Raw genomic sequence first — 25,361 nt, 5'->3', positions numbered from 1 at the left:
ACAAACGGATTCACCGATGACCCATGACGATAGCGCGCTGGTTCGCTGCCTCAGCCCCGAAGTGCAGGCGATGATGGGGGTCTATGCGCTCTACTGGAAACTGGAAGAAAGCCTAGACGCACTTGAGGTCGGGCTGAGCCATCAGGAATGCCATATGATGGTCAAGCTTGAGCGACCCAAACGCATGGGCGTTTTGGCTGCAGATATGCTGACGGTGCCGTCCACCATCACGTCAACCGCTGACGCGCTAGAAGAGGCAGGGTACTTGACCCGCCAGCGCGATCCGGAAGACCGTCGGGCGTGGTTGTTGGTTCTGACCGACAAGGGGCTTGAGATGCGGCAGGTTCTGATGTCCGAGGCGGGGGACCTGTTCCGCCGAGCCTCTGGGCTGGATGCTGACGAAACTGCCGAATTTGCACGACTGGCCCGGAAGATCCGGGAAAATATAATGAAAATAGGAATTCCTGAGGGATTGAAGAAATGAAACTCTTCACTGTACTGAGCGTCGCTCTGACCGTGTTCGCCACCTCCGTTTTGGCGCAGGATAGCTCCAAACCCGTAAAACTAATGATGGTCCAAGAGACATCGCCCGGTTTCTCGCGCCAGTTTTTTGGTCGCGTCGCTGCGCGGCAGACGGTCGATTTGGCCTTTCAGGTTTCCGGGCAAATCGTCGAAATGCCGGTGACCGAAGGGTTCGTGATACCCAAGGGTGAACTGATTGCACAACTGGATCAGGAACCATTCCAGCGTCGCTATGACCGCGCTGTGCTGCAAATGGATCAGGCGGATCGTACCGTCGCCCGCCTTTCCCGTCTGCGCGGAACCACAGCCAGCCAGGTGGCAGTGGATGACGCGGAAACCGAAGCGCAACTGGCGGATATCGCTGTCCGCGATGCAGAATACGATCTGGAACATGCAACGCTGACCGCGCCGTTTGACGCGCTGGTCTCGCGCCGAACGGTCGAGGCTTTCACGACCGTAAACGCAGGGGCGCCCATCGTGCGTATCCACGACATGTCCGAATTGCGGATCGAAGTGGATGTTCCGGAAATCCTGTTCCAACGATCGGGTCAGGAAGATGACATCACGATTACGGCGAAGTTTCCAACCAGCGACGAGGTCTTCCCTCTGCAGATCCGGGAATTTGACGCCGAAACCTCGAGCGTGGGTCAGACTTTCCGCATCCAATTTGGCCTCACGCCACCTGAAGGATTGCAGATTTTGCCGGGTTCGTCAGTGACCGTGAATGTGAAGGTCCAGGACGCTCGGACAGGTATCGTTGTGCCTGCAACGGCCATCATTTCGGACGCAGAGGGCGGTCTGGGTGTCATGGTGTTTTCACCGGTTGGGGCCGATGAAGGCGCCGTCCAGCTTGTGCCGGTTACCATCGAGCCCACACAGACCGGCGAAGTCCGTGTTTTGACCGGGTTGAACGATGGCGATGAGATCGTCGTCGCGGGTGGCAGCACCTTGACAGATGGCCAAGCCGTTCGCCGCTTTGCTGGCTTTGCGAACTGAAGGGCGGATCGATGAACATTGCGCGCGCATCCATTGATCGCCCGATCTATACGTGGCTGATAATCCTGATCGCCCTGTTTGGTGGCGTCTGGGGTTTCCTCTCGTTGGGACGTCTGGAAGATCCGGCCTTTACCATCAAAAACGCGGTCATCGTGACCCAATATCCCGGCGCAACCGCTGAACAGGTGGCGCTGGAGGTATCCGAGCCACTAGAATCCGCCATCCAGCAAATGGGTGAGGTTGATACGATCACATCCGTGAACCAGCCCGGACTTTCACTGATCGAGGTTGAGATCCAATCGACATATGACGGAACCGAATTGCCCGAAATCTGGACCAAGCTGCGCGCCAAGGTGCGTGATACGGCCCGCAGCCTGCCGTCCGGAGTGCAGGCGCCGTTGGTCAATGACAGGTTCGGCGACGTGTTCGGGCTGTTCTATGCTGTAACAGCGGATGGGTTCTCGGACGCTGAAAAACACGAGCTATCGACCTTTCTGCGGCGCGAATTGCTGATGGTCGAAGGCGTCGCAGACGTAGAAGTGATGGGCCTGCCGCAAGAGGCGATCTTTGTAGAACCCGATTTGGCCATCTCGGTGAACCAGAACGTGCCATTGCAAGCCCTCAACGAGGCCATTGCCAATGCGGATTCAGTGAACGCTTCGGGCTCGGTCCGTTCAGAGAATGACCGCACGACCATCCTGACCGCCGAAGGGTCGGACAGTGTTTCAGCGATTGCGGGATTGTCCGTTGGCTCGCAAGGGCAGGTGATCAACCTATTTGATATGTCCGACGTGTATCGTGGCCGTCAGACCGACCCCGAGGTGATGATCCGGTTCAACGGCACCGAAGCCTTCACATTGGGCATCGCGGGGCTATCCACCGAAAACATTGTCGAAGTGGGCAAACGCGCGGATGCAAAATTCGCCGAGCTGGATTCGCAAATCCCGTTTGGCGTCGAAATCCTGCCGATCTACCAACAGCACGTGGTGGTCGAGCAGGCCTCGAATGACTTTCTGGTAAATCTCGCCATGTCCGTGACCATTGTGGTTATCGTACTCGCGGTGTTCATGGGATGGCGCGCGGCGGTTGTTGTCGGGTCAACTCTGTTGCTGACCGTGGTGGGAACGCTGCTGTTCATGTCGATGTTCTCAATCGAGATGGAGAGGATCTCTCTGGGTGCGCTGATCATCGCGATGGGTATGTTGGTGGATAACGCCATTGTTGTCGCCGAAGGCATGCAGATCGCTATGCTGCGCGGGAAGAACTCGCGCGATGCCGCGGATGAGGCTGCTTCCAAGACGCAAATCCCGTTGTTGGGCGCGACCGTCATCGGGATCATGGCCTTTGCAGGGATCGGTCTTAGCCCGGATGCGACGGGCGAGTTCCTGTTCTCTTTGTTTGCTGTAATCGGTATCTCGCTGCTGCTGAGCTGGGTGCTGGCACTGACGGTGACACCAATGCTTGGCCACTATTTCTTCAAGCAGGGTGAGGCAGGCGCTGTGGATGCCTATGGCGGGATCATGTTCCGTGTCTACGGCAGTGTCCTGCGCTGGGCGCTCCGGTTCCGCTGGCTGGTCGTTGCCGGTTTGATTAGCGTCACTGTTGCCTGTTTCGCCGGGTTTGGACTGGTCAAACAGCAGTTCTTCCCGGATTCGAACACGCCGCTGTTCTTCGTGCACTACAAACTGCCGCAAGGTACGCCCATCGCGCGAACGGCCGAGGATATGGCTGTATTCGAAGAATGGCTGGACAAACGCGACGATGTCGTTGCCGTCACCACATTTGTTGGGCAGGGGGCAACCCGGTTTCTGCTGACCTATTCGGCAGAGAAACCGAACCCTAGCTATGGCCACATGATCATCCGTACAGAAACTCTGGATGACATTCCCGCATTGCAGGCTGATCTAGAGGCGTTTGGCTCGGCTCAATTCCCCGAAGGTGAGTTCCGCACCAAGCGTCTGATCTTTGGCCCTGGCGGCGGTGATCCGATCCAGGCCCGGTTCTCGGGTAGTGATCCGGCCGTTCTGCGGCAGCTTGCGGACGAAGCGATTCAGCGGATGCGCGGTGCGTCCGAGAACGCTTTGCATGTCTATCAGGACTGGCGTGAGAAAGAACTGGCGGTTCAGCCTATCTATGCGACAGAACGAGCGCAGACTGCCGGTGTCACCCGTGAAGACATCGCCGGAACGCTGCAATTTTCGACCGATGGCATCAGGGCGGGTGTATTCCGGGAACGCGACCGTTTGATCCCGATCATTATCCGCCGGCCTGCGGACGGAGATTACTCGATCGTCGATCAGGTCGTGTACTCGGACCAGTCCGAAAAGTTTGTGCCAATCGAACAGATGGTCGACGGGTTCGAGTACAAATCGCTCAACACGCTGGTTCATCGTCGTGACCGGGTGCTGACCATTACCGTCGGCGCCGAAATTCCGGCGGGTCTGACGGCGGCTCAGGTCCACTCGGAAGTGCGCGCTGCCATCGAAGAGATGGAACTGCCCGCAGGGTATCGCATGGAGTGGGGTGGCGAGTTCGAGAACGCCGGTGACGCCAATGAAAGCCTGGGCCGTCAGTTGCCGGTCAGCCTGCTGATCATGGTGCTGATTTCGGTGCTGATTTTCAACGCCGTCCGTCAGCCGATTATCATCTGGTTGCTGGTGCCGATGTCCGTGAACGGTGTCGTTATCGGCCTGCTGGGCACAGGCTTACCATTCACCTTCACCGCGTTGCTGGGTCTGCTCAGTCTGTCGGGGATGCTGATCAAGAACGGCATTGTTTTGGTCGAGGAAATCGATCTGGTCCGCGAAACCGGCAAAGGCCTGCGCGAGTCGATTATCGAAGCCTCGGTCTCACGTCTGCGCCCTGTGATGCTGGCGGCGATCACCACTATTCTGGGCATGGCGCCGTTGCTGACGGATGCGTTCTTCAAGTCCATGGCGGTGACGATCATGGGTGGCCTGGCCTTCGCGACAATCCTGACGATGGTCGCAGCACCTGTCTTCTACATGATCTTTTTCGCGCGGGATGAAAAGCGCGAGGCGAAAGAAGCCATCGCGTAAGATGTCCCGGGCGGCGATTTCAGCCGCCCGGATCCCTTGCCGGGTCGTAGTGATGGAAAATCAGGACAGCTTGTTCCCATCGGGATCACGCAGATAAGTTACATAGAAATTAGGTGCGAAAAAGTTCCGTCGGCTCAGTGCCGCAGCCCGCACGTTTTTAGATCAATGGGACAAAGGGCACATCACACGCTGCAAGCGTCATCATTGCGGCTAAAACCATAAACTTACGCATTAGTTTTTCCTTCTGCTCAATCACAGAAAAGATGCGCGCCCGGCGACATAAGGTCAACGGGCGCGCGAAACGGTCGGTCGTGTAAGCAGGTTAAGGCCGATCAGCCCTGCAGCGATCTAACCTCGACATCACCCTCGGCCTGCGCCTTGATTGCCAACGCGGCGGCGTGGCTTGCGGCAGCTGTCGTGTAGTACGGGATCTTGTCATACAGAGCGATGGATCGGATGGCTTTGCTGTCCTCAACCGCTTGCGCACCTTCGGTGGTGTTCATCAACAGCTGAACCTGGCCGTCTTTCAACATATCGACCACGTCCGGGCGGCCCTCATAGACCTTGTTGACGATCTCACAGGCAACGCCCTGCTCGGCCAGCCAGCTTTGTGTGCCACGGGTCGCGACGAGCGAGAAGTCTTGTTCCAGCAGAACCTGAGCGGCTTCAAGCATGGCCGCACCCTTGTCCGCGTCCTTGATCGAGATAAACGCGCGACCCGAGGAAGGCAGAACCATGCCTGCCCCCATCTGCGCCTTGAGGAAGGCACGTGGGAAGTCGCGGTCCCAGCCCATGACCTCGCCGGTGGAACGCATTTCCGGGCCCAAAATGGTGTCAACGCCGGGGAAGCGGGCAAAAGGTAAAACAGCCTCTTTCACCGAGAACCACGGCATGTCCGGATCGGCCAGCGTCATCTGGTCGGCAATCTTGGTGTCCTGACCTTCCTTATACGCGGGGCGCATGGGGAAGTTCGACAGTTTCTCACCTGCCATGACGCGCGCTGCAATCGAAGCAATCGCACTGTCGGTCGCCTTGGCCACAAACGGTACTGTCCGCGAGGCGCGCGGGTTCACTTCGATCAGGTAAATCTCATCGTCCTTGATCGCGAACTGCACATTCATCAGGCCGACAACGTTCAGCGCTTTGGCTAACTTGAACGTCTGACCCTTGATCTGATCGATAATCTCTGCCGATAGCGAGTAGGGCGGCAGCGAACAGGCCGAGTCGCCGGAATGCACGCCGGCCTCTTCGATATGCTGCATGATGCCCGCAACATGCACGTCGGTGCCGTCGCACAGCGCGTCCACGTCCAGCTCAACCGCGCCCGCCAAGTAGCTGTCCAGCAGCACAGGGCTGTCGCCGGAGACGACCACAGCCTCGTTGATGTAGCGTCTCAGTTGGTCCATGTCGCGCACGATTTCCATCGCACGACCGCCCAGAACGTAAGAGGGGCGGATCACCAGCGGAAAACCGATCTCTTCAGCAATATCCAGCGCCTGCGCGTCGGTTGATGCGATGCCGTTTCTGGGCTGTTTCAGGCCCAGATCATTGACCAGCGCCTGAAAGCGTTCACGGTCTTCGGCCAGATCGATGGCATCCGGAGTGGTGCCCAGAATCGGAATGCCTTCGGCTTCCAGCGCGTTGGCCAGTTTCAGGGGGGTCTGACCGCCGTACTGAACAATCACGCCGTGCAGGGTGCCGCTTTCCTGTTCCTTCGTCAGGATTTCCATGACGTGTTCGAAAGTCAGAGGTTCAAAATACAGACGATCCGAGGTGTCGTAGTCGGTCGACACGGTCTCGGGGTTGCAGTTGATCATGATGGTTTCATAACCAGCCTCGGTCAGCGCGAAACAGGCGTGGCAGCAGCAATAATCGAACTCGATGCCCTGACCGATCCGGTTCGGGCCGCCACCAAGGATGACGACTTTCTTACGGTCAGACGGACGCGCCTCGCATTCTACGTCACCCATCATGGGGGCTTCGTAGGTCGAGTACATATAGGGCGTCTGCGCCTCGAACTCGGCGGCGCAGGTGTCGATGCGTTTGAACACGGCCGTAACACCCAGATTGCGGCGCGCCCGGCGGACGTTGTCTTCGTCACGACCGGTCAGATTGCCCAAACGCGCGTCAGTAAAGCCCAGCATCTTGAGCTTACGGATGCCTTCCTCGGTCACAGGCAGGCCGTCTTTGCGCACTTGGCGTTCGGCTTCGATGATCTCGCGGATACGGGCAAGGAACCAAGGGTCGAACTTGGTGACGCCAAAGATCTCATCGTCGGTCAGCCCGTGGCGCATTGCTTGCGCGATGGTGCGCAGACGGTCAGGCGTCTGCTGGCTGATTGCCTTGATAACGGCGGCCTTGTCGTCGACTTCTTCCCAAACGCCAACGTTCAGGCCGGGGATTTCGATCTCATCAAACCCGGTCAGGCCGGATTCCATCGAGGCCAGCGCCTTTTGCATCGATTCGTGGATCGTGCGGCCGATGGACATCGCCTCACCTACCGATTTCATCGCGGTGGTCAGGTAGGGCTCGGAGCCGGGGAACTTCTCGAACGCGAATTTTGGGATCTTGGTGACAACATAGTCGATGGTCGGCTCAAAGCTGGCCGGGGTGACCTTGGTGATGTCGTTGTCCAGCTCGTCCAGCGTGTAGCCCACAGCCAGCTTGGCGGCGATCTTGGCAATCGGGAAACCGGTTGCCTTTGACGCCAGCGCCGAAGACCGCGATACGCGCGGGTTCATCTCGATCACGACCATCCGACCGTCGACCGGGTTGATCGCCCATTGCACGTTCGATCCGCCGGTCTCGACCCCGATCTCGCGCAGCACGGCAATCGAGTGATTGCGCATGACCTGGTATTCTTTGTCGGTCAGCGTCAGGGCCGGGGCAACGGTGATCGAGTCACCCGTGTGCACGCCCATTGGGTCGATGTTTTCGATGGAACAGACGATGATGGCATTGTCGGCGGTGTCGCGCACCACTTCCATCTCGTATTCTTTCCATCCCAAAAGGCTTTCATCGATCAGGATCTGGCCCACTGGCGAGGCATCCATGCCGGTCCGACAAATATGGATATAGTCTTCGCGGTTATACGCCACGCCACCGCCAGTGCCGCCCAGCGTAAAGGCGGGGCGGATGATGGCGGGTAAGCCCACATTTTCAAGGGTTTCGAGGGCCAGTGCCACACCGGCGTCCAGGTCTTTCTTGCCGCTTTCGTTCTTGGGGGCAGTTACGACCTCGGCCTTCGGGTTTTCGATGCCCAGCCGGTCCATCGCCTCGCGGAACAGGGCGCGGTCTTCGGCCATTTCGATGGCGTCGCGCTTGGCGCCGATCATCTCGACCCCAAACTTGTCCAGCACGCCCATCTCTTCCAGCGCAAGCGACGTGTTCAGGCCGGTCTGCCCGCCCATGGTGGGCAGCAGCGCGTCGGGGCGTTCTTTTTCAATGATCTTGGCGACAACTTCGGGCGTGATCGGTTCGATATATGTTGCGTCGGCCAGTCCGGGGTCGGTCATGATCGTGGCGGGGTTTGAGTTCACCAGAATGACCCGGTATCCTTCTTCCCGTAGTGCCTTGCAGGCCTGAGCGCCGGAATAGTCGAACTCGCAAGCCTGACCAATAACAATGGGGCCCGCCCCGATGATCATGATCGACTGAATGTCGGTTCTTCTCGGCATGGCCACGTTCCTTCGATTGTCCGCGATTCAGGGCACCCCCAAGCGCCCAAATTGTCCTGCGTTATAGGGACCGCGCGAAAAGGTGCAAGGGGGATCGGAAACAGGGGCGAAATTGCCGCTTTCCCCCCTTTCCCTTGGCGGCGTATTCTCTATACCGCGCAGCACGGCAAATGAGGATGCAATTGCGTATTCGTTTTGATCAGGGGCCAGCCGGGTCAGGAACCAGTTTTGACCGGCCAGCCGAAATGATCCGCGCGGACAATGCGGAGGACGTGCCCCAAGCGTTGGAGGCGCTGGACGAGGCGCGCGCGCAAGGGGCTTGGTTGGCCGGCTATGCCAGCTATGAGCTGGGGTACGTGCTGGAACCGCGCCTGTCTGAGCGCATGCCAGAAGGCCGCCGGCTGCCTTTACTATGCTTCGGCGTTTATGATCGCCCCATTCAGCGGGAATTGCCCGCTGAATGGGGCGGGGTGACCCATTTTGAACCGCGCTGGGACGAGGCACGGTACACGCAGGCGTTTCAACACGTGCATGACGCCATTGGGGCAGGGGATATCTATCAGGCCAACCTGACATTCCCGATTGATATGACTGTAGAGGGCGACAGCGCCGCGCTTTATGCCGCGCTCACGGCCGGACAGCCCGTGGGTCATGGCGCGCTGATCCAGCAGGATGGATTGCCCGATCTACTCAGCCGGTCGCCTGAACTGTTCTTTCGCACAAACGCGGACCGCGGGATCGAAACCCGCCCGATGAAGGGGACCCAACCCCGCAGCGAGGATATGGCCGAAGACGCCCGGCGTCGCGCGTTCCTGGCAGTCGACGAAAAGAACCGGGCTGAAAACCTGATGATCGTCGATCTGTTGCGTAACGATATCAGCCGCGTCGCGATGCCCGGATCCGTCAAGGTGCCCGAGCTGTTCAAGGTCGAAACCTATGCGACCGTGCATCAGATGATCTCGCTGGTGCAGGCGCAGCTGCATATGGGCGCCGAGCTGTCCGATATCCTGACGGCTCTGTTTCCCTGCGGTTCCATCACCGGTGCCCCCAAAATTCGTGCCATGGAGATTCTGTCCGATCTCGAACCCTGGCCTCGCGATGTTTATTGCGGTGCGATCGGCTGGGCCGCGCCGGACGGGCGTTCAGAATTCAACGTGGCGATCCGGACGCTGATGGTCGAGGATGGCGCGGCCACCCTCAATGTCGGCGGTGGAGTGATTTGGGACAGCACGGCCCCATCGGAATATGAGGAAGCGCTATGGAAAGCTCGCTTTGCCCACCAGCTGACCCTGACTTCCGCCTGATCGAAACACTGGCCTTTCGACCCGGGCAAGGGTTTGTTCGCCGGGATCGGCATCTGGCCCGTATGTCTCGGTCAGCTGCGGCCATGGGCATTCCTTTCGATGCGGGCGCGGCCATCCAGGCACTGGAAACCGTTGTAGGGCAATCACCTCTGCGGTGCCGGCTTACCCTGGCAGTTGATGGAACATACGATGTGACAACCGGAGCTTTGGCCGACAACCCACCATTATGGCGGGTCACGGTCACCGATATGCGGCTTTCCGCGTCGGATGTTTGGTTGCAGCACAAGACGACACAACGCTCTGTTTATGACACGGCCCGCGCATCGTTGCCTGACGGAATAGACGAATTTCTGTTCCTGAACGAACGTGACGAACTGTGCGAAGGGACCATCACCAACCTGTTCTTGCACATGCCGGACGGCCGCCGTCTGACGCCAAAGCTGACCTGTGGGTTGCTTCCGGGAATTTTGCGTGAAGAACTACTTGATAATAAACAGGTTACCGAAAGCGCCTTGTTCTTGACCGATCTGAAAAACGCGGAAAAAGTTTTCGTAGGGAATTCCTTACGTGGCCTGATCCGGGCGGAGTTGGCGGTATTGTGAGCAAACAAAGCGATTGGGCGCATGACGGGGCGCTTCACCTGCGGTTACGGCTGGAATTCGGTCTGTTCTTTGTCGCAGTACCAGTTCTGATCGCGGTCTTTTTCCCTCCGGATTGGATGTTTCCGTCGCTATTCACGTTCACGGCCATCGGTATCATCCTGCTCCATTACACGCCCGGTTTTACGTGGGCCGAACTTCGGTACAACTGGCGCAATTGGACGTGGCGCGAGCTTGCTTTGTTCATTGTCACCATGATTGCTTTCTGCTCGGCGGTCGTCATGGCGACGCGGCCGGATGTTGCATTTCGCATGCTTCTCTACCGGCCCGAATTCCTAGCAGTGATCTGGCTGGCTTACCCGATTGCTTCGGCCCTTCCGCAAGAGCTTTTGTTCCGGTCGCTGTTCTTCCGCCGCTACCAGGCGATCCTTCCAAACGGGAAGGCGGCTTACCTGCTGAACGCGTCCCTGTTTTCGCTGGCCCACCTGATGTACTGGAGCTGGATTGTCGCCGTCATGACCTTTGGCGGAGGGCTGTTGTTCACTTGGGCCTACCGCCAACGCGGGTCATTTGTCTATGCGGTCCTGCTGCACGCGATTGCGGGAAATATCATCTTTGCGGCGGGTCTGGGCATCTATTTCTATTCCGGCAACGTGCAAAGGCCGTTTTGACAGCGCGACCTGCCTTGACTTTCCAAGCCTGACAGGGTGTACCGGCGCGACGAATTCTGCGCCCGAAGGGATATATCCATGCACGCCTACCGCAGCCACACCTGCGCCGCACTGACCGCCGCTAATGTCGGTGAAACCGTCCGCCTGTCCGGTTGGGTGCATCGGGTACGAGATCACGGCGGCGTGCTGTTTATTGATCTGCGCGACCATTTCGGTGTGACACAGGTTCTGTGTGACGGCGACAGTGCAGCTTTTGCCGAGCTTGAGAAAGTTCGTTCGGAATGGTGTATCCGCATCGACGGCACCGTCAAAGCACGTGACCCAGAACTTGTGAACTCGAAACTGCCGACCGGCGAGATCGAAGTTTACGTTCGTGAACTGGAAGTGCTGGGCGCGGCTGAAGAGCTGCCGCTGATGGTGTTCGGAGATCAGGAATACCCCGAGGAAACGCGTCTGCGCTACCGTTACTTGGACCTGCGCCGCGAGGCGATGCAGCAGAACATGACCCTGCGTTCGGACGTTGTCGCCTCGATGCGCAAGCGCATGTGGGATCAGGGCTTCCGCGAGTATCAGACGCCGATCATCACCGCATCTTCGCCTGAAGGCGCGCGTGACTTCCTTGTGCCGTCGCGTTTGCACCCGGGCAAGTTCTACGCGCTGCCGCAGGCACCGCAGCAGTTCAAACAGCTGATCATGGTGTCGGGCTTCGACAAGTATTTCCAGATCGCGCCCTGCTTCCGTGACGAAGACCCACGTGCCGACCGCTCGCCCACCGATTTCTACCAGCTTGACCTTGAGATGTCGTTTGTCGAACAGCAGGACGTGTTCGACACGATCCAGCCGGTTCTAACCGGTGTGTTCGAAGAGTTCGGCGGAGGGCGTAAGGTCGATCAGGAATGGCCGCAGATTTCCTACAAGGATGCGGCATTGTGGTACGGTTCCGACAAGCCTGACCTGCGGAATCCTATCAAAATGCAAGTGGTCTCCGACCACTTCCGCGGGTCTGGCTTCGCGATTTTCGCGAAGCTGCTGGAGCAGGAAGGCACCGAAATCCGCGCCATCCCAGCGCCGACCGGCGGCAGCCGCAAATTCTGTGACCGCATGAACGCATTCGCTCAGAAAGAGGGTCTGCCCGGCATGGGCTACATCTTCTGGCGCGATCAGGGCGAAGGGATGGAGGCCGCAGGTCCGCTGGCTAAAAACATCGGCCCCGAACGCACCGAGGCCATCCGTCAGCAACTGGGTCTGGGTGTCGGCGATGCGGCATTCTTCCTGGGTGGCAAGCCCAAAGCCTTTGAAAAGGTCGCTGGTAAAGCGCGTGATGTGATCGGTGAGGAACTGAACCTGACCGAGAAAGACCGCTTCGCCTTTGCCTGGATCGTGGATTTTCCGATCTACGAACAGGACGAAGAATCCGGTGCCATTGACTTTGAACACAACCCGTTCTCGATGCCGCAGGGCGGAATGGAGGCTCTGGAAGGCAATCCTCTGGATGTGCGAGGCTATCAGTACGACTTGGCTTGCAATGGGTATGAGCTGGTGTCGGGTGCAATCCGAAACCACAAGCCCGAGATCATGCTTAAGGCCTTTGAGCTGGCAGGCTATGGCGAGGATGAAGTCAAAAGCCGCTTTGGTGCGCTGTTCAACGCCTTCCATTATGGTGCCCCGCCGCACGGTGGCTGCGCCGCTGGTATCGATCGTATCGTGATGCTGCTGGCCGATGAAGCCAACATCCGCGAGGTCATGATGTTCCCCATGAACCAGCGTGCCGAGGACCTGATGATGGATGCGCCATCCGATCCGACATCGGACCAGATGATGGAGCTGGGCCTGCGGATTATCCCTCAGGACTGAGAATAACAAAACCCGCTGCTAACCCTGCAGCGGGTTTTTTCAAAGCTTGCACAAAGGTCATGGCTGTGGACCGGTGTTCATCGCCTTCTCGCAGGCCTGCATAGTCCGCTAGTCGGGGGGCTATTCCCATGGGTCCCTAAATGACTTCCGGCTGGAGCGAATATCGCGGGCGGTGGCGCGGGTTTGCCAGTAGACCCAAAGACACAGGATCGTTGCGGTTATGAAGTAAGCGGTCATCATCTCAAATCGCCTCACGCTGTTGCAAACGGGACTGCACAATCCCGGCGACCTGAGCGGCCACGGCCGTTACTGGGGTCCCGTCTGCCCGGGATTCGGCAAGCCGCTGCGCCGCTTCTGCCAGAACCGTATCGTCGGCATCGCGGGCGACCCCGCGCAGAAACTGTGCCGCGTAATCCAGCGTACGCTGATCATTCGGGCCAGCCAGAATGTCGGCGATATGGGCCATGTCATCCTGATAGGCCAACGGATCGGCGTTAATGATCTCATCCCGGACGGCATGCAGGCTGCTGGGGCGGCGATCTTCGGGCAAACGTTCCAGGATGGACGTCTGAAAATAGGCCAGCGATTTGAGGGGTTTCGCCAGAAACCCGTCGGCACCGGCCCGCATTGCAGTGCGTTTCATGTGGTCATCCCCGGACATGCCAAGAATGGCCCCAATACGAGGCGCAGCCTCAGACAGATCGGCGATCAGATCCGCGCCGGACCCGTCCGGCAGACCCATGTCCACGATGATGACAGAGGGGCGGTAGATCTGCAGGTGACGCCGTGCCGATTGCAGGCAATCCGCCCGCCTGATGCGCGCGCCGCTGTGCAGGCACATCAAGCGGATGGCGTCGCAGGCATAGCGGCTGTCTTCCACAACCAGAATAGTTTGTCCCAGCAGGGGCCGCGTGGCCGTCGGCTGCGCGGGAGAGGCGAAGGGGCTCGAATCGTCCATGGCGGAACTCCTAATCAGCAGATACCTCACGCTAGGAACTTCTGGCTAACAGGGCGTTAACGGCAATTTGGCGCACTTGTTCTTTGTTCAATCTGCCCCCATAACCGCTGCAACGCAGAATAGAGGAGAGTTCCATGATTGGTCGACTGAACCACGTAGCCATTGCCGTACCCGATCTTGAGGCCGCCTCTGAGCAGTACCGCAACGCGCTGGGCGCGAAAGTCGGCGCGCCACAGGATGAGCCGGATCACGGCGTCACAGTTGTGTTCATCGAACTGCCCAATACCAAGATCGAACTGCTCTATCCGATGGGCGATGACAGCCCGATCAACGGGTTTCTGGAAAAGAACCCCGCTGGCGGCATCCACCATGTCTGCTATGAGGTCGAGGATATCATCGCTGCCCGCGATCACCTGAAAGAAACCGGCGCACGCGTGCTGGGTTCGGGTGAGCCCAAGATCGGTGCGCATGGTAAACCGGTGCTGTTCCTGCACCCCAAAGATTTTAACGGCTGCCTGGTCGAGCTGGAACAGGTGTAACCTAACCCCGGAGGGGATGAGATGTCGATTACTGGTGCGGCCGTTCTGTTCGCCGTGATCTGGTTCATGACCTTGCTGGTGGTGCTGCCAATCCGCATCAAGACGCAGGGCGATCTGGGTGATATCGTTCCGGGCACCCACGCGGGCGCACCGGAAGAGCATCACCTGAAGAAAAAGATGTGGATCACCACCGGTATCACGGTGGTGCTCTGGGCCATTGTAGCAGGCATCATCCTGTCCGGCGTGATTTCTGTGCGTGATTTCGACTGGTTGAACCAGCTGGAGCCGCGCGGCTGATCTTTAAGCCATAGGCCCTGATAGCTTGTGGTAGATATGGGTGAACGTTGCGACCCCAAGGATTGGGATCACAAGGTTCACCAGGGGCACGGATAGCGGGATCGCCATCAAAATGCCTGCCATCCATATGGTCGTTGCGTGTTTGGCGCGCAGCTTACGTGCACCTTCCCGACCCAACCTGCGCATGGCAGCCAACGTAAAGTATTCCCGTCCCAACAAGAAACCGTTCATGCCCCAGAAGATGAAGGGTGCGAGCGGAGTAAAGATCGCATAGAGGATCAGGGCCAGCAGATTGGCAACGACCAAAACGCCCATGAAGCTCAGCCCGTCGCGCAGGCTTTCGCTGAATGGAATGCCGGGCACAGCAGGCAAAGATGGGTAATGCTTGTCTTCGACCGCTTGCGCAACGTCTTCCAGAAACATCGACGTAATCGCCGAGGCCACCGGAACCATCAGAAATATTGGCAGGATCAGGACGACAAAGATGCCGGAATAATTCAGCACGTCGTTCAGCCACGGCACGGCCCCGATAAAGGGCAGAGAGATCTCGTTCCCCGACAGCCGGTTGATCAGCCAAATCGCCAAAGCACAGGCGGCGATCAGCAAAACGATCGTCAGGCCAACGCCGCGCAACAGGACAGCCCGGAACTTTGGGTCGCCGATCTGTCCCAGCGCTGCAAAAAAGGCGTTGAGAATGGTCATTCCGAAACCCACTGCGTCAACCCATCCACGTCAGGGCGGGGTCTTTCGGGCGGTGCTTTGCCCTCGGTCGCGATATGGACCAGACCCGCGACGCGTTCGTATTCTTGCAGCCCGAACGCCTTTTGGCAAAAGTCGCGGTCGTGGGTCTGCCAACCGGACAGCCAGTTTGCGCCCCAACCCGCAGCAAGCGCCGCGTTCAGCAAAGCCAGGCACACTGCGCCAGCGGAATAGGTCTGTTCGATTGCAGGGATTTTCGCGGAGGGTTTTTGAACCTCGATCACGGCGACCGCCAGATGGCCCATGTCGAACTGGTTGCGGGCCTTGGCTATGTCCTCAGCGGATTTACCCAGCGCCGAGCCACATTCTTCGGTCAATTGCGCAAAGCGCGGCATGGCACTTTTCTCAAGCACGATAAAACGCCAGGGTTCCAGCTTGCCATGATCCGGGCTGCGTGCAGCGGCGGTCAGCAGGGGCAACAGCTGGTCCCGCGTGGGTGCTGGTTCAATCAGCGTTTTTGCGGGGCGCGACCGGCGCGATTGCAGAAACTCCAGAGCGGCCGGATTCTTCAAGGACATATGTTAACTTCCTTTACATAGGCGGTTGTGTATGTGGTTGAACATCTGGCGGGTTTCAAGGGCAAGTGGCTGGATGCAGGAGATCAATTTCACTCCCTGAGCGTTCGTGCAAGGGTGTTCAAGAAGAAGAGAGGGAAGATGGCCAAACCAAAGCTGCGAAATGTACCGGATCTGAGCGCGCGCGCCGTACCCGATGAAGGGATCGAGGTCCGGGTCACGCCGAAAGCTGCAAAGGATGGGATTTTGACCGATCACGGAAACATTCGCATCTTCGTCACCGCGCCGCCCGAAAACGGCAAGGCAAACGATGCGGTGCGTAACATATTGGCCGTGGCCATGGGGGTGGCACCGTCTACTCTGATCCTCAGGCGGGGGCAGGCGTCGCGTGACAAGGTATTTGTCTATTTACCCTGATCCGGTGTTTCCCGGATTTGGTACACGCCTTCTGGCAAATCTAAAGCCGCCGCCAGATCGCGCACCTGTTCAGGGGATAACGTGATCCTCTGAATCTGATCAGTGCGCGGGTCCAATTGTTCAAGCGTCACACATTCGGCGAAGCTGTTGATGACGACATCCTCTTGCAAAGGCTTTGGGCCTTCGTCCACCAGAGTAATGACTGTCGAGTCGAATTCATGCTCAATCGAAAACATGAAAGCAGAGTGCAGGTCAGCCGAATGCAATGCAACCCGTACCTTACCAATCGGGCTGTGGTGATTGGCGCGGCTCCGCGCTATGGTCGTGAAAACGGGCCAACCGTTTCAAAGGATTATGAATGTATCGTCTGATCTGTTTGTTTCTTCCTCTTTTTCTGGCGGCCTGTAGTGCTGGCGAGATGCGATTGCAGCCCGCAACCCAATGGTCGGGGACCTTGGGTGAGTATCAGGTAGAGGCGGCCGCGGTTCGGGATGTCAGCCGCTCCATCGGCAAGGAAGCCCGGGCAGAGTGTCTGAAGCGGGCCAAAGTCAAAAATTGCGATTTCACGGTTCTTGTTGATCTCAATCCACAAGCGGAAGCGAATGCGTTTCAAACCTTGGATGACAGGGGCCAGCCGGTGATCATAATGACCCGATCCATGATTCAGTCGGCGCAAAATCCAGATGAGCTGGCTTTTGTACTCGGGCACGAGACTGCTCATCATCTGCTGCGTCACATTCCGCGCCAGGCCGAAAACGCACAGGAAAGCGCAGTCATTTTCAACAATCTGGGCAAGCTCTTTGGAGAAGAGGGCGAAGACCTGGAGCGTACACAGAAAATTGGGGCGGAAGTGGGTGTGCAATTGAACGTTAAGGCCTTCGAGCTTGAGGCTGACCAGTTGGGCACAATTATTACCCACAATGCCGGATACAACCCGTTGATCGGCGCAAAGTACTTTGACCGCATCCCAGAACCGGAGGACAGTTTTCTGGCGTCACATCCGCCGAATGCGCAGCGTGTGCAGATGGTTCAGAACACGGCCCAAAAACTTGGCCTGACGCAATGACCCAAATAACAAGGCTGGGCGTAATCCTGACGGATCGTGGATCAAAATACGCGGTGTCGGGGGCTGCAGTGCAAACGCGCGAGGACGTGGATGCCGTGCTGCAAGATCTCAAGTCCGACAAAGCCTATGCCAAGGCGACGCATAATACCTGGGCAGCGATCTTGCCGACAGGGGCTCTCAAGGCCGACGACGGAGAAAGCGGTGCCGGAATGGTCATCCTGCGCATGCTCGAAAGGGCTGGACTGGAGGGCCACGTCATCATTGTCACTCGCTGGTACGGGGGCAAAAAACTGGGCGGTGACCGCTTTCGCAGGGTGCAGGACGCCACCCGCGCCTATCTGGATCATATCGGCGCTGGGTCTTGACCTGAGTCAAAGGCCTATTCGGGCCGCTGCGCTATCCTGTCAGAACCGTGCGACAGGGAGACAGCGCAATGCTTGGCAAAAATACTCTGAAACGACATGCGGAACTGGTCGACCAGATGGCTACCCACGTCGGGGTTGTTCTGGAAGATGCGGCCATAGGCGGTGACGTCTCGATTGACCAGATCTCTGATGCAGTCTTGCGTTGCAGAGATTGTTCGAACCCGGATCATTGCGCGCAATTTCTGGCACAATCTGCCCAAGACCAGAAAACGCCGGAATACTGCAGGAACACGGCCCTGTTTGACCGCCTCACTTCGCTGTCGGAAAGCAAACGCGACGGCTAGGAAAAATATTGCCCGGCCATCGCCGCGTTTGACGGCGCTTCGTGCAAACAAAAGGCAGATCTGCCAATGACCCGAGATATTTTGGGCGAAGTGGAGAAACACTTTTGGCTAACCCGGTCGGTGGCCAGATGTATGGATGTTTCGTTGACCGAAGCGATGGCCGAGGGGCGGTTGACCACCAATGGTTATGCGGAGATCGTGACGCGCTGTCGTGCCTCTGGGTGTAGCGACCAATGCGAATTGTGGCTGTCGAAACAACAGGTCAAAGCCGATTCGGCCCCTGAATTCTGCGCGAATGAGGAAACGCTGAACGCTTTGAAGACTTAGTCAGAGCTTGGAATGCGAACCGTCGCACAGCGGCGGATTGGCCGTTTGTTTGCACCCGCAAAAGAACACCTTCTTGCTGGTTTCGGCAGTAAACTTCACCGGTTCAAACTGGGTTCCCTTGTGTGAACCATCGCAGAAGGGCTGGCGCTCTGACTTGCCGCAAGCACACCAGAAATAGGTTTTCCCTTCGGTCACTTCGACCGGGTAGGGGGCTTTTTGGGCAGGTTTCGGCTGATCTGACATGTGGCTGCTCCGCTTTTGGCTAATGTCGCGAAACAACTATATGGTCTTTGGACAGGGCGTGTAGAGCGCTTTTTTTCTTTATACAGCAGCATGGTTTTGCCGCTCTCACAAATCCGTGATTGATTTTGTTGCAATAATTTCAACGAGGTCGTATTTTGAGACTGGCCCCAGAAAAAAGGGCAATATGAGAAAATTTTTAGAGGAATGACGGACATGAAACTTAAATTTGCTGCCGTTAGCGCAATTGCCCTGGTTCTGGCTGCATGCTCGCAGCAGGAAGAGCCGACGCCGGTTTACATCACGCCTGAATACGACAAGTTCGGCACACCGAGCTGCCCGGCTGGAACCGAGCTGGCCACGACCGAAGCGGGACAGACCATCTGTAACCCGGTCGCTCAGTAAGAATTCTGCGGGCGGTCTTGTTTTGGCCGCCCGCTTACTCAACGCAGCCGACCGCCCTTGTTGGGCGTTTTTTGTGCCCGCTCTATGCCGACGCGGCCTCGGATCAGAATGCGTCGATAATGGGCAGTCAACGCCTCACCAGCCGTCAGTATCCGTGTCCAAATGACTTGCGGTGATAGTGTTGACGCTTTGACCCGTACCGTGGCGCATAAAGGTAGCGATAGGATTTCTTTTTTAGCTTTTGCTGAACGTAGGGCGCGTTCTTAGGAACCGGTTTTGCGTGGTAGACTTTGTGTGTGTAGACTTTCGGAGAATAATAGTGCCGGTGAATGCGGATATTATTGCGGTTATGAACATGCTGCGACTTTGACCCAACAATGACTTGGCCGCTCGTTTCAACGGTGATGCTGCCTGCAGTCGCCGGGACGGCAAAAAGTTGGGACGCAAGTATCGCGGCCATGCAATTGAAAGAGATTGCACGAAAGTATGCCATGAAAATCCTCCTTCTAGCGAGTTGAGGTTTTCATTCATGGTCCGGGGAAATCCCGTCTCAAGCCAATAAACTTAAATCACGCTCTGCCTATCGGGGGTGAACGGGCACATTAAGGTCAGGTGCGAGTGCCCCATAAATCGTATTCGCCGGCCTCATCGATCTCGACCGACACGATGTCACCAGGCTTCAGATCATCGAAACCCTCATCGATGAACAGATTCCCGTCGATCTCGGGCGCGTCTGCCTTGGTGCGGCACGTGGCGGCTTCGTCATCAATCTCATCCACGATCACATCAATGGTCTGGCCGACCTTGGCGGCCAGCTTAGCTTCGGAGATGGCCTGCGCTTTTTCCATGAAGCGGTCCCAGCGCTCTCGCTTTACCTCGGCCGGTACGTGATCCGGCAGGTCGTTTGATCGCGCGCCATCGACGTTTTCGTATTGAAAGCAGCCAACACGATCCAGTTGCGCCTCGTCCATCCAATCCAGAAGGGTCTGGAACTCGGCCTCGGTCTCGCCCGGATAACCGACGATAAATGTGGACCGTAGTGTGATGTCGGGGCAGGTTGCGCGCCATGCGGCGATCTCATCCAAAGTCTTGGCTGCCGCTGCCGGGCGCGCCATGCGTTTCAGAACGTCCGGATGGGCATGCTGGAACGGAATATCCAGATAGGGGAGGATGTTGGATCCGGCGTCTGCCATCAGGGGGATCAACTCGCGAACATGCGGGTAGGGGTAGACGTAGTGGAGCCGAACCCAGGCATCCAACTGCCCCAGCTCACGCGCCAGATCGGTGATGTGGCTGCGCACCTCGCGGTCCTTCCACGGGTTCACGTCATACTTCCGGTCCAACCCATAGGCGGATGTATCCTGAGAGATCACCAGCAATTCACGCACGCCATTGTCGACCAGCTTTTCAGCTTCGCGCAGTACCGCGTGGGCTGGGCGGCTCGCCAGCTTGCCGCGCATGTCGGGGATGATGCAGAACTTGCATTTGTGGTTACAGCCCTCGGATATCTTTAGATAGCTGTAATGGCGTGGTGTCAGTTGCACACTTGCGGCGGGCAGCAGGTCCACAAACGGGTCAGGATCAGGCGGCACGGCCGAATGCACCGCATCCAGCACCTGCTCGTATTGGTGCGGGCCGGTAACGGCCATGATGCGTGGGTGATGTTCGCGGATGTAATCCGGTTCCGCACCCAGACAGCCGGTCACGATGACTTTGCCATTTTCCACCAGTGCCTCACCAATTGCGTCCAGCGACTCGGCCTTGGCACTGTCGAGAAACCCGCAGGTATTCACGATCACGGCATCCGCGCCTGAATAGTCGGGCGAGATGCCGTATCCTTCGGCCCGCAGGCGCGTCAGGATACGCTCACTGTCGACCAGGGCCTTAGGGCAGCCCAAGGAAACCATGCCAATCGTTGGCTGGTTCGAACGTGGCGTCTCGGGCATCCGGGCGGCAGGCGCCAGGTCGGGGCGGAGGTTTGGCGGGTTCGTTGTCATTGCGCGGCATATAGTGGGGAACGCTTCCCCTTGCAAATGCAGCGCAGGCTTTGGATGATCTTTTTTAACGCATGAAAAAGGCGGAGAGCAGAATATGAAGTGGCTGTTGCGCATAGTTTTCCTGTTGGTGGCGGTTTTTGGCTTGGTCATCGGGGCCTTGCTGCTGATGCCCGGCGACAAGCTGGCCACCATATTGGCCGAGCAGGTCCGCACCCAGACCGGGCGTGACCTGAAGCTTACGGGCGATGTGAACCTGTCTTTCTGGCCCGTGCTGGGGCTGGAAACCGGTCCGGTGACTTTTGGAAATGCACAATGGGCCGGTCCTGAACCAATGCTAAGCGCCGAAAGCCTGGCCGTGGGGGTTGATGCTGCTGCGCTGATCTCCGGGGACCTGCGCATCAAACGGGTGATCGCCGACAATCCGGTTCTGCGGTTGGAACTTTCGGATGGGCGTGGGAATTGGGAACTTTCGGCACCCGCAAGCACTGCCTCGGCAGGCGCCGCAAGTGGCGCGGCACCGCAAGGGCAGCAGGGCGAGGTGACGCTGGATCATCTGAAGCTGACGAACGCGCGCTTGGTCTACATCGAAAATGGCGCGATTAAGTTCGATTTTGCCAATGTCAATCTGACGGCCAGTTGGCCGAACGTTTCAGCGCCTCTGCAGGTTCAGGCTCAGATGGCGGTGCCCGGGGGGGCGGTCGATGTCGACCTCAAGATTCAAGATCTGCCAGCTTACGCTTCCGGCGCGGTAACGCCGTTGGATTTGACCATGACCGCGCCCGGGGGAGAGTTCGGTTTTGTAGGGCGGGTCAATCTGGCTGGTGAAATGGATGGCAGATTGCTGGCCAAAACGACGAACACGGAACGCATGCTGGCTGCTTTTGGGCAGGCCGGTGTTGGGGTGCCATTGGGACTGGGGCGCGAGGCCGATGTGGCTGGGCAGATGACCTATACCAGCGATGGTCGGATTTCGCTGCGCAACTTGGTGGCGTTGCTGGATAATAATCGCCTGACTGGTGAGGCAGATATCGTTATCTCGGACCCGCCGCAGATTACCGCACGGCTGGAAGGCGGTGACCTAGATCTTACTCAATTCAATGATACGCCTGGTGGCGCTGGCGGAGGGTCAGCGCCGTCGCCTGACCAAGGGTGGTCGACCATCCCGATTGATGCGTCTGCGCTGGCCTTGGCGAATGGCAAAATCCGCCTCAAAGCCAATTCCATTGCCGTACCGGGACTGACGCTGGGACCCAGCGATCTGACGCTTAACCTTGATCGATCCAGAGCGGTTCTTCAGATGAACCCTGCCACATTGTTTTCAGGGCATCTGAACGGGCAAGTGGTTGCCAATAACCGGAACGGTTTGTCGTTTGGCGGCAATCTGACCGCGGATGGCATGGACGTACAGCAAGCTCTGTCCGCCCTTGGCGGGATCGAGCGGTTGTCCGGCACCGGATCAGGGTCGTTTGAGTTTCTGGGAGTTGGACAAACCGAGGATCAGATCATGCGCTCGCTCAGCGGCAAGGGCCGTGTGGACGTGGGCAAGGGCGTAATCTCGGGGTTTGACCTGGACCGCCTGATGGGCCGCAGCGGGGGCGAGCGCGGCACAACCGTGTTCAACAGCTTGTCTGCCAGCTTCACCATGGATCAAGGGGTGTTGTGGAACAACGACCTGTTGATGTCTCTGGATAACTTCCGGGCCGACGGTTCCGGTCGCGTCGGAATCGGCAACCGCGATATCGACTATCTTTTCACACCTGTGGCGCTGCGCGCGAATTCGGGAAACGGCATCGCGGTACCAGTGAAAATTGTCGGGCCGTGGAGCAACCCGTCGATCAAGCCGGATCTAACCAAAGTCATCGAAGCTGTTGCTGAAGGAAAGGCCAAAGAGCTTGAAGATGAGGCCAAGCAAAAAGTTTTGGACAAGGTCGGGGACGAGCTGAATACGACGATTACGGACAGCGATCAGATCGAAGACGCGATCAAAAACAAACTGGCAGACGAAGTGAACAAGGGGCTGTTGAAGCTGTTTGGCGGCAACTAAAAAGCGCCAATACGCAAGGGCGCCGGGGCAGAAGGTGCCCCGAAACGCAGTAGCACTTAGATGGTCTGATCGTAGTCGCCCACACCGGGTTCCGTGCGAATGACCGCGTCGATATCGGCAAAGATTGCGCGCATTTCATCCTCGCTTTCGCTGCTTTCGCAGACCACGACAAGGTTCGGAGTGTTCGAGGATGCGCGCACCAGACCCCAGCTGCCATTGTCCAGAATGACACGGGCGCCGTTGACGGTGACGACCTCTTTAATCGCGCGACCGGCAAAATTGTCTCCGGCATCAGCTTTTGCAACTAGCTTGTCGACCAGCCGCTGAAGAATGTCATATTTCTCTGTATCGGCGGCATAGGGTGACATGGTCGGCGTAGACCAGGTTTTTGGCAGCGCCTTGCGCAAGTCCGACATTCTTTGATCCGGGTTGCGATCCATCAGCTTGCAGATCTCAACGGCGACGCGCATCCCGCAGTCGTAGCCGCGCCCGATAGGTTCAGCCAGAAAGTAATGACCAGACTTCTCAAAGCCGGCCAGCGCATTGATCTCTTTGACCCGACGCTTCATGTGGCTGTGCCCGGTCTTCCAATAATCCGCTTTGACACCAAGGGCCTGCAGTTCGGGGTCGCTGGCAAACAGACCAGTGGATTTCACATCTGCCACAAAGGTCGAGTTCGGATACAATTTGGCCAGATCACGGGCCATGATCACACCGACCTTATCGGCGAAAATCTCTTCGCCCTCATCATCCACAACACCACAGCGATCGCCGTCGCCGTCAAAGCCCAGAGCCAGATCAGCCCCGCTGGCTTTCACAGAGGCGGACATGTCGTGCAACATCTCCATAGCCTCAGGATTGGGGTTATAGTGGGGGAAAGTATAGTCCAATTGGGTGTGGCTGGGCACCATTTCGACGCCAATGCGCTCGAAAATCTCAGGCGCAAAGGCCGAAGCCGTTCCATTACCAGTTGCGCACACGACTTTCAGGGGGCGGGACATTTTGAAATCGCCGACCAGATCGTCGATGTAAGCTTCTTTTACACCATCAACGAATTCGTATGTTCCGCCTTCATGCGGGGTGCCTTCACCGTTCAGGACGATGTCGCGGAGCTCTGACATCTCGTCGGGGCCGTGTGTCAAAGGACGATCAAAGCCCATCTTGACGCCGGTCCAGCCGTTAGGGTTGTGGCTGGCTGTGACCATGGCCACGGCAGGCACATCCAGATGGAATTGCGCGAAATAGGCCATCGGGCTGAGCGCGGGGCCAATGTCCTTTACCTGAATGCCAGCCTGCATAAGACCCAGGATCAGCGCGTTTTTGATCGCCAGCGAGTAGTCGCGGTAGTCGTTGCCCACCGCAATCACCGGTTCGATCCCACGTTTGCGCATCTGTGTGCCCAGACCCAAGCCAAGCGCGGTCATGCCGGGCAGGTTGATCTCTTCGGGATATTTCCAGCGCGCGTCATATTCGCGAAAGCCGGTCGGCTTGATCATCGGATCGCGCAGAAAACTCCAGGTGTTCGGGGTCACCTCTGGGATGGGTTTGGTCATGCTATTGCTCTTGCTTAAATCTGTATAGGATTGGCTTTGGCCAATGCATCAAAGCGCATCAATGTGTCAATCAATTGAGGCATTTGATCCAGATAGATCATGTTAGGCCCGTCTGACGGAGACTTGTCCGGGTCTTCGTGTGTTTCAATAAACACAGCGCCTACGCCGATGGCGGCAGCTGCGCGCGCCATCACCGGAGCAAATTCACGCTGACCGCCGGTCGAACCTCCAAGCCCTGCAGGCTGCTGAACCGAGTGGGTTGCGTCCATCACAACCGGATAGCCTGTCGCCGCCATCTGCGGGAGCGAGCGCATATCTGTCACCAAGGTGTTGTACCCAAACGAGGTGCCACGTTCTGTCAGCAGAATATTCGAGTTACCAACACTCTCGATCTTGGCGACAATGTTCGCCATATCCCATGGTGCCAGAAATTGCCCTTTTTTGACATTGATCGCCGCGCCTGTTTGGGCTGCGGCCAACACCAAGTCGGTTTGACGGCACAATAACGCGGGAATCTGCAAAACATCACAAACGTTGGCCGCGTCTGCGCATTGCTCTGGCGTATGTACGTCAGTCAGGACAGGCACCCCAATTTGTTTTTTCACACCTTCCAGAATGTCCAGTCCTTTAGCAATTCCGGGCCCACGGACACCTGAAATTGATGTGCGGTTCGCCTTGTCATACGAGGCCTTAAAGACGTACTGCGCACCGGCGGCATCACAGGCTTCTTTCATTTTGCCTGCGATCATCTGCGCATGATCCGCGCTTTCAAGTTGGCAGGGGCCAGCAATGATCGTCAGAGGCAGATCATTGCCGACCGTGAGATCGGAGATTTTTACATGTTTCATGTGTC

At 57.7% G+C, this 25,361-nt stretch carries 25 protein-coding genes; 16 read left to right on the top strand and 9 right to left on the bottom strand.

Annotated features, from left to right (window positions below):
* Positions 1-16 precede the first annotated feature (16 nt).
* From AC2FLA_RS04420 to AC2FLA_RS04410, 3 genes are read left to right on the top strand one after another with little or no spacing between them, the layout of a single operon-like run.
* Positions 17-484 (top strand): MarR family winged helix-turn-helix transcriptional regulator, encoded by a 468-nt coding sequence (locus AC2FLA_RS04420; RefSeq protein ID WP_496720796.1) that lies wholly within the window; start codon positions 17-19, stop codon positions 482-484.
* The gene (locus AC2FLA_RS04415) at positions 481-1,518 is read left to right on the top strand and encodes an efflux RND transporter periplasmic adaptor subunit (protein ID WP_496720794.1); all 1,038 of its coding nucleotides are present in this window, start codon (positions 481-483) and stop codon (positions 1,516-1,518) included. The genes AC2FLA_RS04420 and AC2FLA_RS04415 overlap by 4 nt, the downstream gene beginning before the upstream one ends.
* Positions 1,519-1,529: 11 nt before the next feature.
* Positions 1,530-4,577 carry an efflux RND transporter permease subunit gene (locus AC2FLA_RS04410; protein WP_496720792.1) on the top strand — a complete coding sequence of 1,016 codons (3,048 nt, stop codon included), beginning with the start codon at positions 1,530-1,532 and terminating at the stop codon, positions 4,575-4,577.
* A 332-nt stretch (positions 4,578-4,909) separates the two neighbouring features.
* Here AC2FLA_RS04410 and carB read toward each other — a convergent pair whose 3' ends face one another.
* The gene (gene carB / locus AC2FLA_RS04405) at positions 4,910-8,254 is read right to left on the bottom strand and encodes a carbamoyl-phosphate synthase large subunit (RefSeq protein ID WP_496720790.1); all 3,345 of its coding nucleotides are present in this window, start codon (positions 8,252-8,254) and stop codon (positions 4,910-4,912) included.
* A 176-nt stretch (positions 8,255-8,430) separates the two neighbouring features.
* Here carB and AC2FLA_RS04400 point away from each other — a divergent pair, with 176 nt between their 5' ends.
* From AC2FLA_RS04400 to aspS, 4 genes are all read left to right on the top strand, one after another.
* Positions 8,431-9,558 carry an aminodeoxychorismate synthase component I gene (locus tag AC2FLA_RS04400; RefSeq protein ID WP_496720972.1) on the top strand — a complete coding sequence of 376 codons (1,128 nt, stop codon included), beginning with the start codon at positions 8,431-8,433 and terminating at the stop codon, positions 9,556-9,558.
* Positions 9,513-10,160: an aminotransferase class IV family protein gene (locus tag AC2FLA_RS04395; protein WP_496720789.1), complete on the top strand. Its 648-nt coding sequence runs from the start codon at positions 9,513-9,515 to the stop codon at positions 10,158-10,160. Before AC2FLA_RS04400 ends, AC2FLA_RS04395 begins: the two co-directional genes overlap by 46 nt.
* Positions 10,157-10,828: a CPBP family intramembrane glutamic endopeptidase gene (locus AC2FLA_RS04390; protein ID WP_496720787.1), complete on the top strand. Its 672-nt coding sequence runs from the start codon at positions 10,157-10,159 to the stop codon at positions 10,826-10,828. Before AC2FLA_RS04395 ends, AC2FLA_RS04390 begins: the two co-directional genes overlap by 4 nt.
* Before the next feature lie 78 nt (positions 10,829-10,906).
* A complete protein-coding gene (gene aspS / locus AC2FLA_RS04385; protein WP_496720785.1) occupies positions 10,907-12,682 on the top strand; it encodes an aspartate--tRNA ligase in 1,776 nt (591 codons plus the stop codon).
* A 241-nt stretch (positions 12,683-12,923) separates the two neighbouring features.
* Here the strand turns inward: aspS and AC2FLA_RS04380 are convergent, their stop codons facing one another.
* Positions 12,924-13,640, bottom strand: a complete 717-nt coding sequence (locus AC2FLA_RS04380; protein ID WP_496720784.1) for a response regulator — start codon at positions 13,638-13,640, stop codon at positions 12,924-12,926.
* Between the two features lie 134 nt (positions 13,641-13,774).
* Between AC2FLA_RS04380 and mce the strand changes: the two genes are divergently transcribed.
* Entirely contained in the window at positions 13,775-14,179 is a 405-nt protein-coding gene (gene mce, locus AC2FLA_RS04375; protein ID WP_058275955.1) for a methylmalonyl-CoA epimerase, read from the top strand.
* Positions 14,180-14,200: 21 nt separating this feature from the next.
* On the top strand, positions 14,201-14,476 hold the full coding sequence (locus AC2FLA_RS04370; protein ID WP_282151748.1) for a DUF1467 family protein: 276 nt from the start codon (positions 14,201-14,203) through the stop codon (positions 14,474-14,476).
* A 3-nt stretch (positions 14,477-14,479) separates the two neighbouring features.
* Here AC2FLA_RS04370 and AC2FLA_RS04365 read toward each other — a convergent pair whose 3' ends face one another.
* Both AC2FLA_RS04365 and AC2FLA_RS04360 read right to left on the bottom strand, forming a co-directional pair.
* Complete coding sequence (locus AC2FLA_RS04365) at positions 14,480-15,178, bottom strand: EI24 domain-containing protein (protein WP_109313239.1); 699 nt, start codon at positions 15,176-15,178, stop codon at positions 14,480-14,482.
* The gene (locus AC2FLA_RS04360; protein ID WP_496720781.1) at positions 15,175-15,753 is read right to left on the bottom strand and encodes a nitroreductase family protein; all 579 of its coding nucleotides are present in this window, start codon (positions 15,751-15,753) and stop codon (positions 15,175-15,177) included. The genes AC2FLA_RS04365 and AC2FLA_RS04360 overlap by 4 nt, the downstream gene beginning before the upstream one ends.
* 138 nt (positions 15,754-15,891) lie before the next feature.
* On the opposite strand from AC2FLA_RS04360, the gene AC2FLA_RS04355 reads away from it, so the two are divergent.
* Positions 15,892-16,167: a DUF167 domain-containing protein gene (locus tag AC2FLA_RS04355; RefSeq protein ID WP_496720779.1), complete on the top strand. Its 276-nt coding sequence runs from the start codon at positions 15,892-15,894 to the stop codon at positions 16,165-16,167.
* Here the strand turns inward: AC2FLA_RS04355 and AC2FLA_RS04350 are convergent.
* A complete protein-coding gene (locus AC2FLA_RS04350; protein ID WP_058275565.1) occupies positions 16,155-16,403 on the bottom strand; it encodes a DUF8831 family protein in 249 nt (82 codons plus the stop codon). The two genes, AC2FLA_RS04355 and AC2FLA_RS04350, sit on opposite strands and share 13 nt — an antisense overlap.
* Before the next feature lie 122 nt (positions 16,404-16,525).
* On the opposite strand from AC2FLA_RS04350, the gene AC2FLA_RS04345 reads away from it, so the two are divergent.
* The 4 genes from AC2FLA_RS04345 (at position 16,526) to AC2FLA_RS04330 (ending at position 18,269) form a co-directional block, all read left to right on the top strand.
* Positions 16,526-17,233 carry a M48 family metallopeptidase gene (locus AC2FLA_RS04345; RefSeq protein WP_496720778.1) on the top strand — a complete coding sequence of 236 codons (708 nt, stop codon included), beginning with the start codon at positions 16,526-16,528 and terminating at the stop codon, positions 17,231-17,233.
* Positions 17,230-17,598, top strand: coding sequence for a YigZ family protein (locus AC2FLA_RS04340; RefSeq protein WP_496720777.1), 369 nt, complete (start codon positions 17,230-17,232; stop codon positions 17,596-17,598). Before AC2FLA_RS04345 ends, AC2FLA_RS04340 begins: the two co-directional genes overlap by 4 nt.
* Positions 17,599-17,666: 68 nt before the next feature.
* Entirely contained in the window at positions 17,667-17,942 is a 276-nt protein-coding gene (locus AC2FLA_RS04335) for a DUF6455 family protein (protein WP_496720776.1), read from the top strand.
* Between the two features lie 66 nt (positions 17,943-18,008).
* A complete protein-coding gene (locus AC2FLA_RS04330; protein WP_496720775.1) occupies positions 18,009-18,269 on the top strand; it encodes a DUF6455 family protein in 261 nt (86 codons plus the stop codon).
* Here the strand turns inward: AC2FLA_RS04330 and AC2FLA_RS04325 are convergent, their stop codons facing one another.
* Complete coding sequence (locus AC2FLA_RS04325; protein ID WP_058275570.1) at positions 18,270-18,512, bottom strand: CDGSH iron-sulfur domain-containing protein; 243 nt, start codon at positions 18,510-18,512, stop codon at positions 18,270-18,272.
* 213 nt (positions 18,513-18,725) lie between these two features.
* Between AC2FLA_RS04325 and AC2FLA_RS04320 the strand changes: the two genes are divergently transcribed.
* Positions 18,726-18,914: a hypothetical protein gene (locus AC2FLA_RS04320; protein ID WP_058275732.1), complete on the top strand. Its 189-nt coding sequence runs from the start codon at positions 18,726-18,728 to the stop codon at positions 18,912-18,914.
* A gap of 608 nt (positions 18,915-19,522) precedes the next feature.
* Here the strand turns inward: AC2FLA_RS04320 and rimO are convergent.
* The gene (gene rimO / locus AC2FLA_RS04315; RefSeq protein WP_496720774.1) at positions 19,523-20,911 is read right to left on the bottom strand and encodes a 30S ribosomal protein S12 methylthiotransferase RimO; all 1,389 of its coding nucleotides are present in this window, start codon (positions 20,909-20,911) and stop codon (positions 19,523-19,525) included.
* Positions 20,912-21,005: 94 nt separating this feature from the next.
* Here rimO and AC2FLA_RS04310 point away from each other — a divergent pair, with 94 nt between their 5' ends.
* Entirely contained in the window at positions 21,006-22,955 is a 1,950-nt protein-coding gene (locus AC2FLA_RS04310) for an AsmA family protein (protein ID WP_496720773.1), read from the top strand.
* A gap of 56 nt (positions 22,956-23,011) precedes the next feature.
* Here the strand turns inward: AC2FLA_RS04310 and AC2FLA_RS04305 are convergent, their stop codons facing one another.
* Together AC2FLA_RS04305 and kdsA are read right to left on the bottom strand one after the other, a co-directional pair.
* Positions 23,012-24,508 (bottom strand): phosphomannomutase/phosphoglucomutase, encoded by a 1,497-nt coding sequence (locus AC2FLA_RS04305; RefSeq protein ID WP_496720771.1) that lies wholly within the window; start codon positions 24,506-24,508, stop codon positions 23,012-23,014.
* Positions 24,509-24,522: 14 nt separating this feature from the next.
* A complete protein-coding gene (kdsA, locus tag AC2FLA_RS04300) occupies positions 24,523-25,356 on the bottom strand; it encodes a 3-deoxy-8-phosphooctulonate synthase (RefSeq protein WP_496720769.1) in 834 nt (277 codons plus the stop codon).
* Positions 25,357-25,361: the final 5 nt, after the last annotated feature.

Source organism: Ruegeria sp. CDSA033, assembly GCF_059612305.1.
The sequence above is the reverse complement of the archived record's forward strand: the minus strand, read 5'-3'. Positions and strand labels throughout refer to the sequence as shown.

Bases quoted from the DNA above. Each gene is read 5' to 3' on its own strand.
- AC2FLA_RS04420 (WP_496720796.1), top strand. From the start codon at position 17: ATGACCCATGACGATAGCGCGCTGGTTCGCTGCCTCAGCCCCGAAGTG.
- AC2FLA_RS04415 (WP_496720794.1), top strand. From the start codon at position 481: ATGAAACTCTTCACTGTACTGAGCGTCGCTCTGACCGTGTTCGCCACC.
- AC2FLA_RS04410 (WP_496720792.1), top strand. From the start codon at position 1,530: ATGAACATTGCGCGCGCATCCATTGATCGCCCGATCTATACGTGGCTG.
- carB (WP_496720790.1), bottom strand. From the start codon at position 8,254: ATGCCGAGAAGAACCGACATTCAGTCGATCATGATCATCGGGGCGGGC.
- AC2FLA_RS04400 (WP_496720972.1), top strand. From the start codon at position 8,431: ATGCAATTGCGTATTCGTTTTGATCAGGGGCCAGCCGGGTCAGGAACC.
- AC2FLA_RS04395 (WP_496720789.1), top strand. From the start codon at position 9,513: ATGGAAAGCTCGCTTTGCCCACCAGCTGACCCTGACTTCCGCCTGATC.
- aspS (WP_496720785.1), top strand. From the start codon at position 10,907: ATGCACGCCTACCGCAGCCACACCTGCGCCGCACTGACCGCCGCTAAT.
- AC2FLA_RS04380 (WP_496720784.1), bottom strand. From the start codon at position 13,640: ATGGACGATTCGAGCCCCTTCGCCTCTCCCGCGCAGCCGACGGCCACG.
- mce (WP_058275955.1), top strand. From the start codon at position 13,775: ATGATTGGTCGACTGAACCACGTAGCCATTGCCGTACCCGATCTTGAG.
- AC2FLA_RS04370 (WP_282151748.1), top strand. From the start codon at position 14,201: ATGTCGATTACTGGTGCGGCCGTTCTGTTCGCCGTGATCTGGTTCATG.
- AC2FLA_RS04365 (WP_109313239.1), bottom strand. From the start codon at position 15,178: ATGACCATTCTCAACGCCTTTTTTGCAGCGCTGGGACAGATCGGCGAC.
- AC2FLA_RS04360 (WP_496720781.1), bottom strand. From the start codon at position 15,753: ATGTCCTTGAAGAATCCGGCCGCTCTGGAGTTTCTGCAATCGCGCCGG.
- AC2FLA_RS04355 (WP_496720779.1), top strand. From the start codon at position 15,892: ATGGCCAAACCAAAGCTGCGAAATGTACCGGATCTGAGCGCGCGCGCC.
- AC2FLA_RS04350 (WP_058275565.1), bottom strand. From the start codon at position 16,403: ATGTTTTCGATTGAGCATGAATTCGACTCGACAGTCATTACTCTGGTG.
- AC2FLA_RS04345 (WP_496720778.1), top strand. From the start codon at position 16,526: ATGTATCGTCTGATCTGTTTGTTTCTTCCTCTTTTTCTGGCGGCCTGT.
- AC2FLA_RS04340 (WP_496720777.1), top strand. From the start codon at position 17,230: ATGACCCAAATAACAAGGCTGGGCGTAATCCTGACGGATCGTGGATCA.
- AC2FLA_RS04335 (WP_496720776.1), top strand. From the start codon at position 17,667: ATGCTTGGCAAAAATACTCTGAAACGACATGCGGAACTGGTCGACCAG.
- AC2FLA_RS04330 (WP_496720775.1), top strand. From the start codon at position 18,009: ATGACCCGAGATATTTTGGGCGAAGTGGAGAAACACTTTTGGCTAACC.
- AC2FLA_RS04325 (WP_058275570.1), bottom strand. From the start codon at position 18,512: ATGTCAGATCAGCCGAAACCTGCCCAAAAAGCCCCCTACCCGGTCGAA.
- AC2FLA_RS04320 (WP_058275732.1), top strand. From the start codon at position 18,726: ATGAAACTTAAATTTGCTGCCGTTAGCGCAATTGCCCTGGTTCTGGCT.
- rimO (WP_496720774.1), bottom strand. From the start codon at position 20,911: ATGACAACGAACCCGCCAAACCTCCGCCCCGACCTGGCGCCTGCCGCC.
- AC2FLA_RS04310 (WP_496720773.1), top strand. From the start codon at position 21,006: ATGAAGTGGCTGTTGCGCATAGTTTTCCTGTTGGTGGCGGTTTTTGGC.
- AC2FLA_RS04305 (WP_496720771.1), bottom strand. From the start codon at position 24,508: ATGACCAAACCCATCCCAGAGGTGACCCCGAACACCTGGAGTTTTCTG.
- kdsA (WP_496720769.1), bottom strand. From the start codon at position 25,356: ATGAAACATGTAAAAATCTCCGATCTCACGGTCGGCAATGATCTGCCT.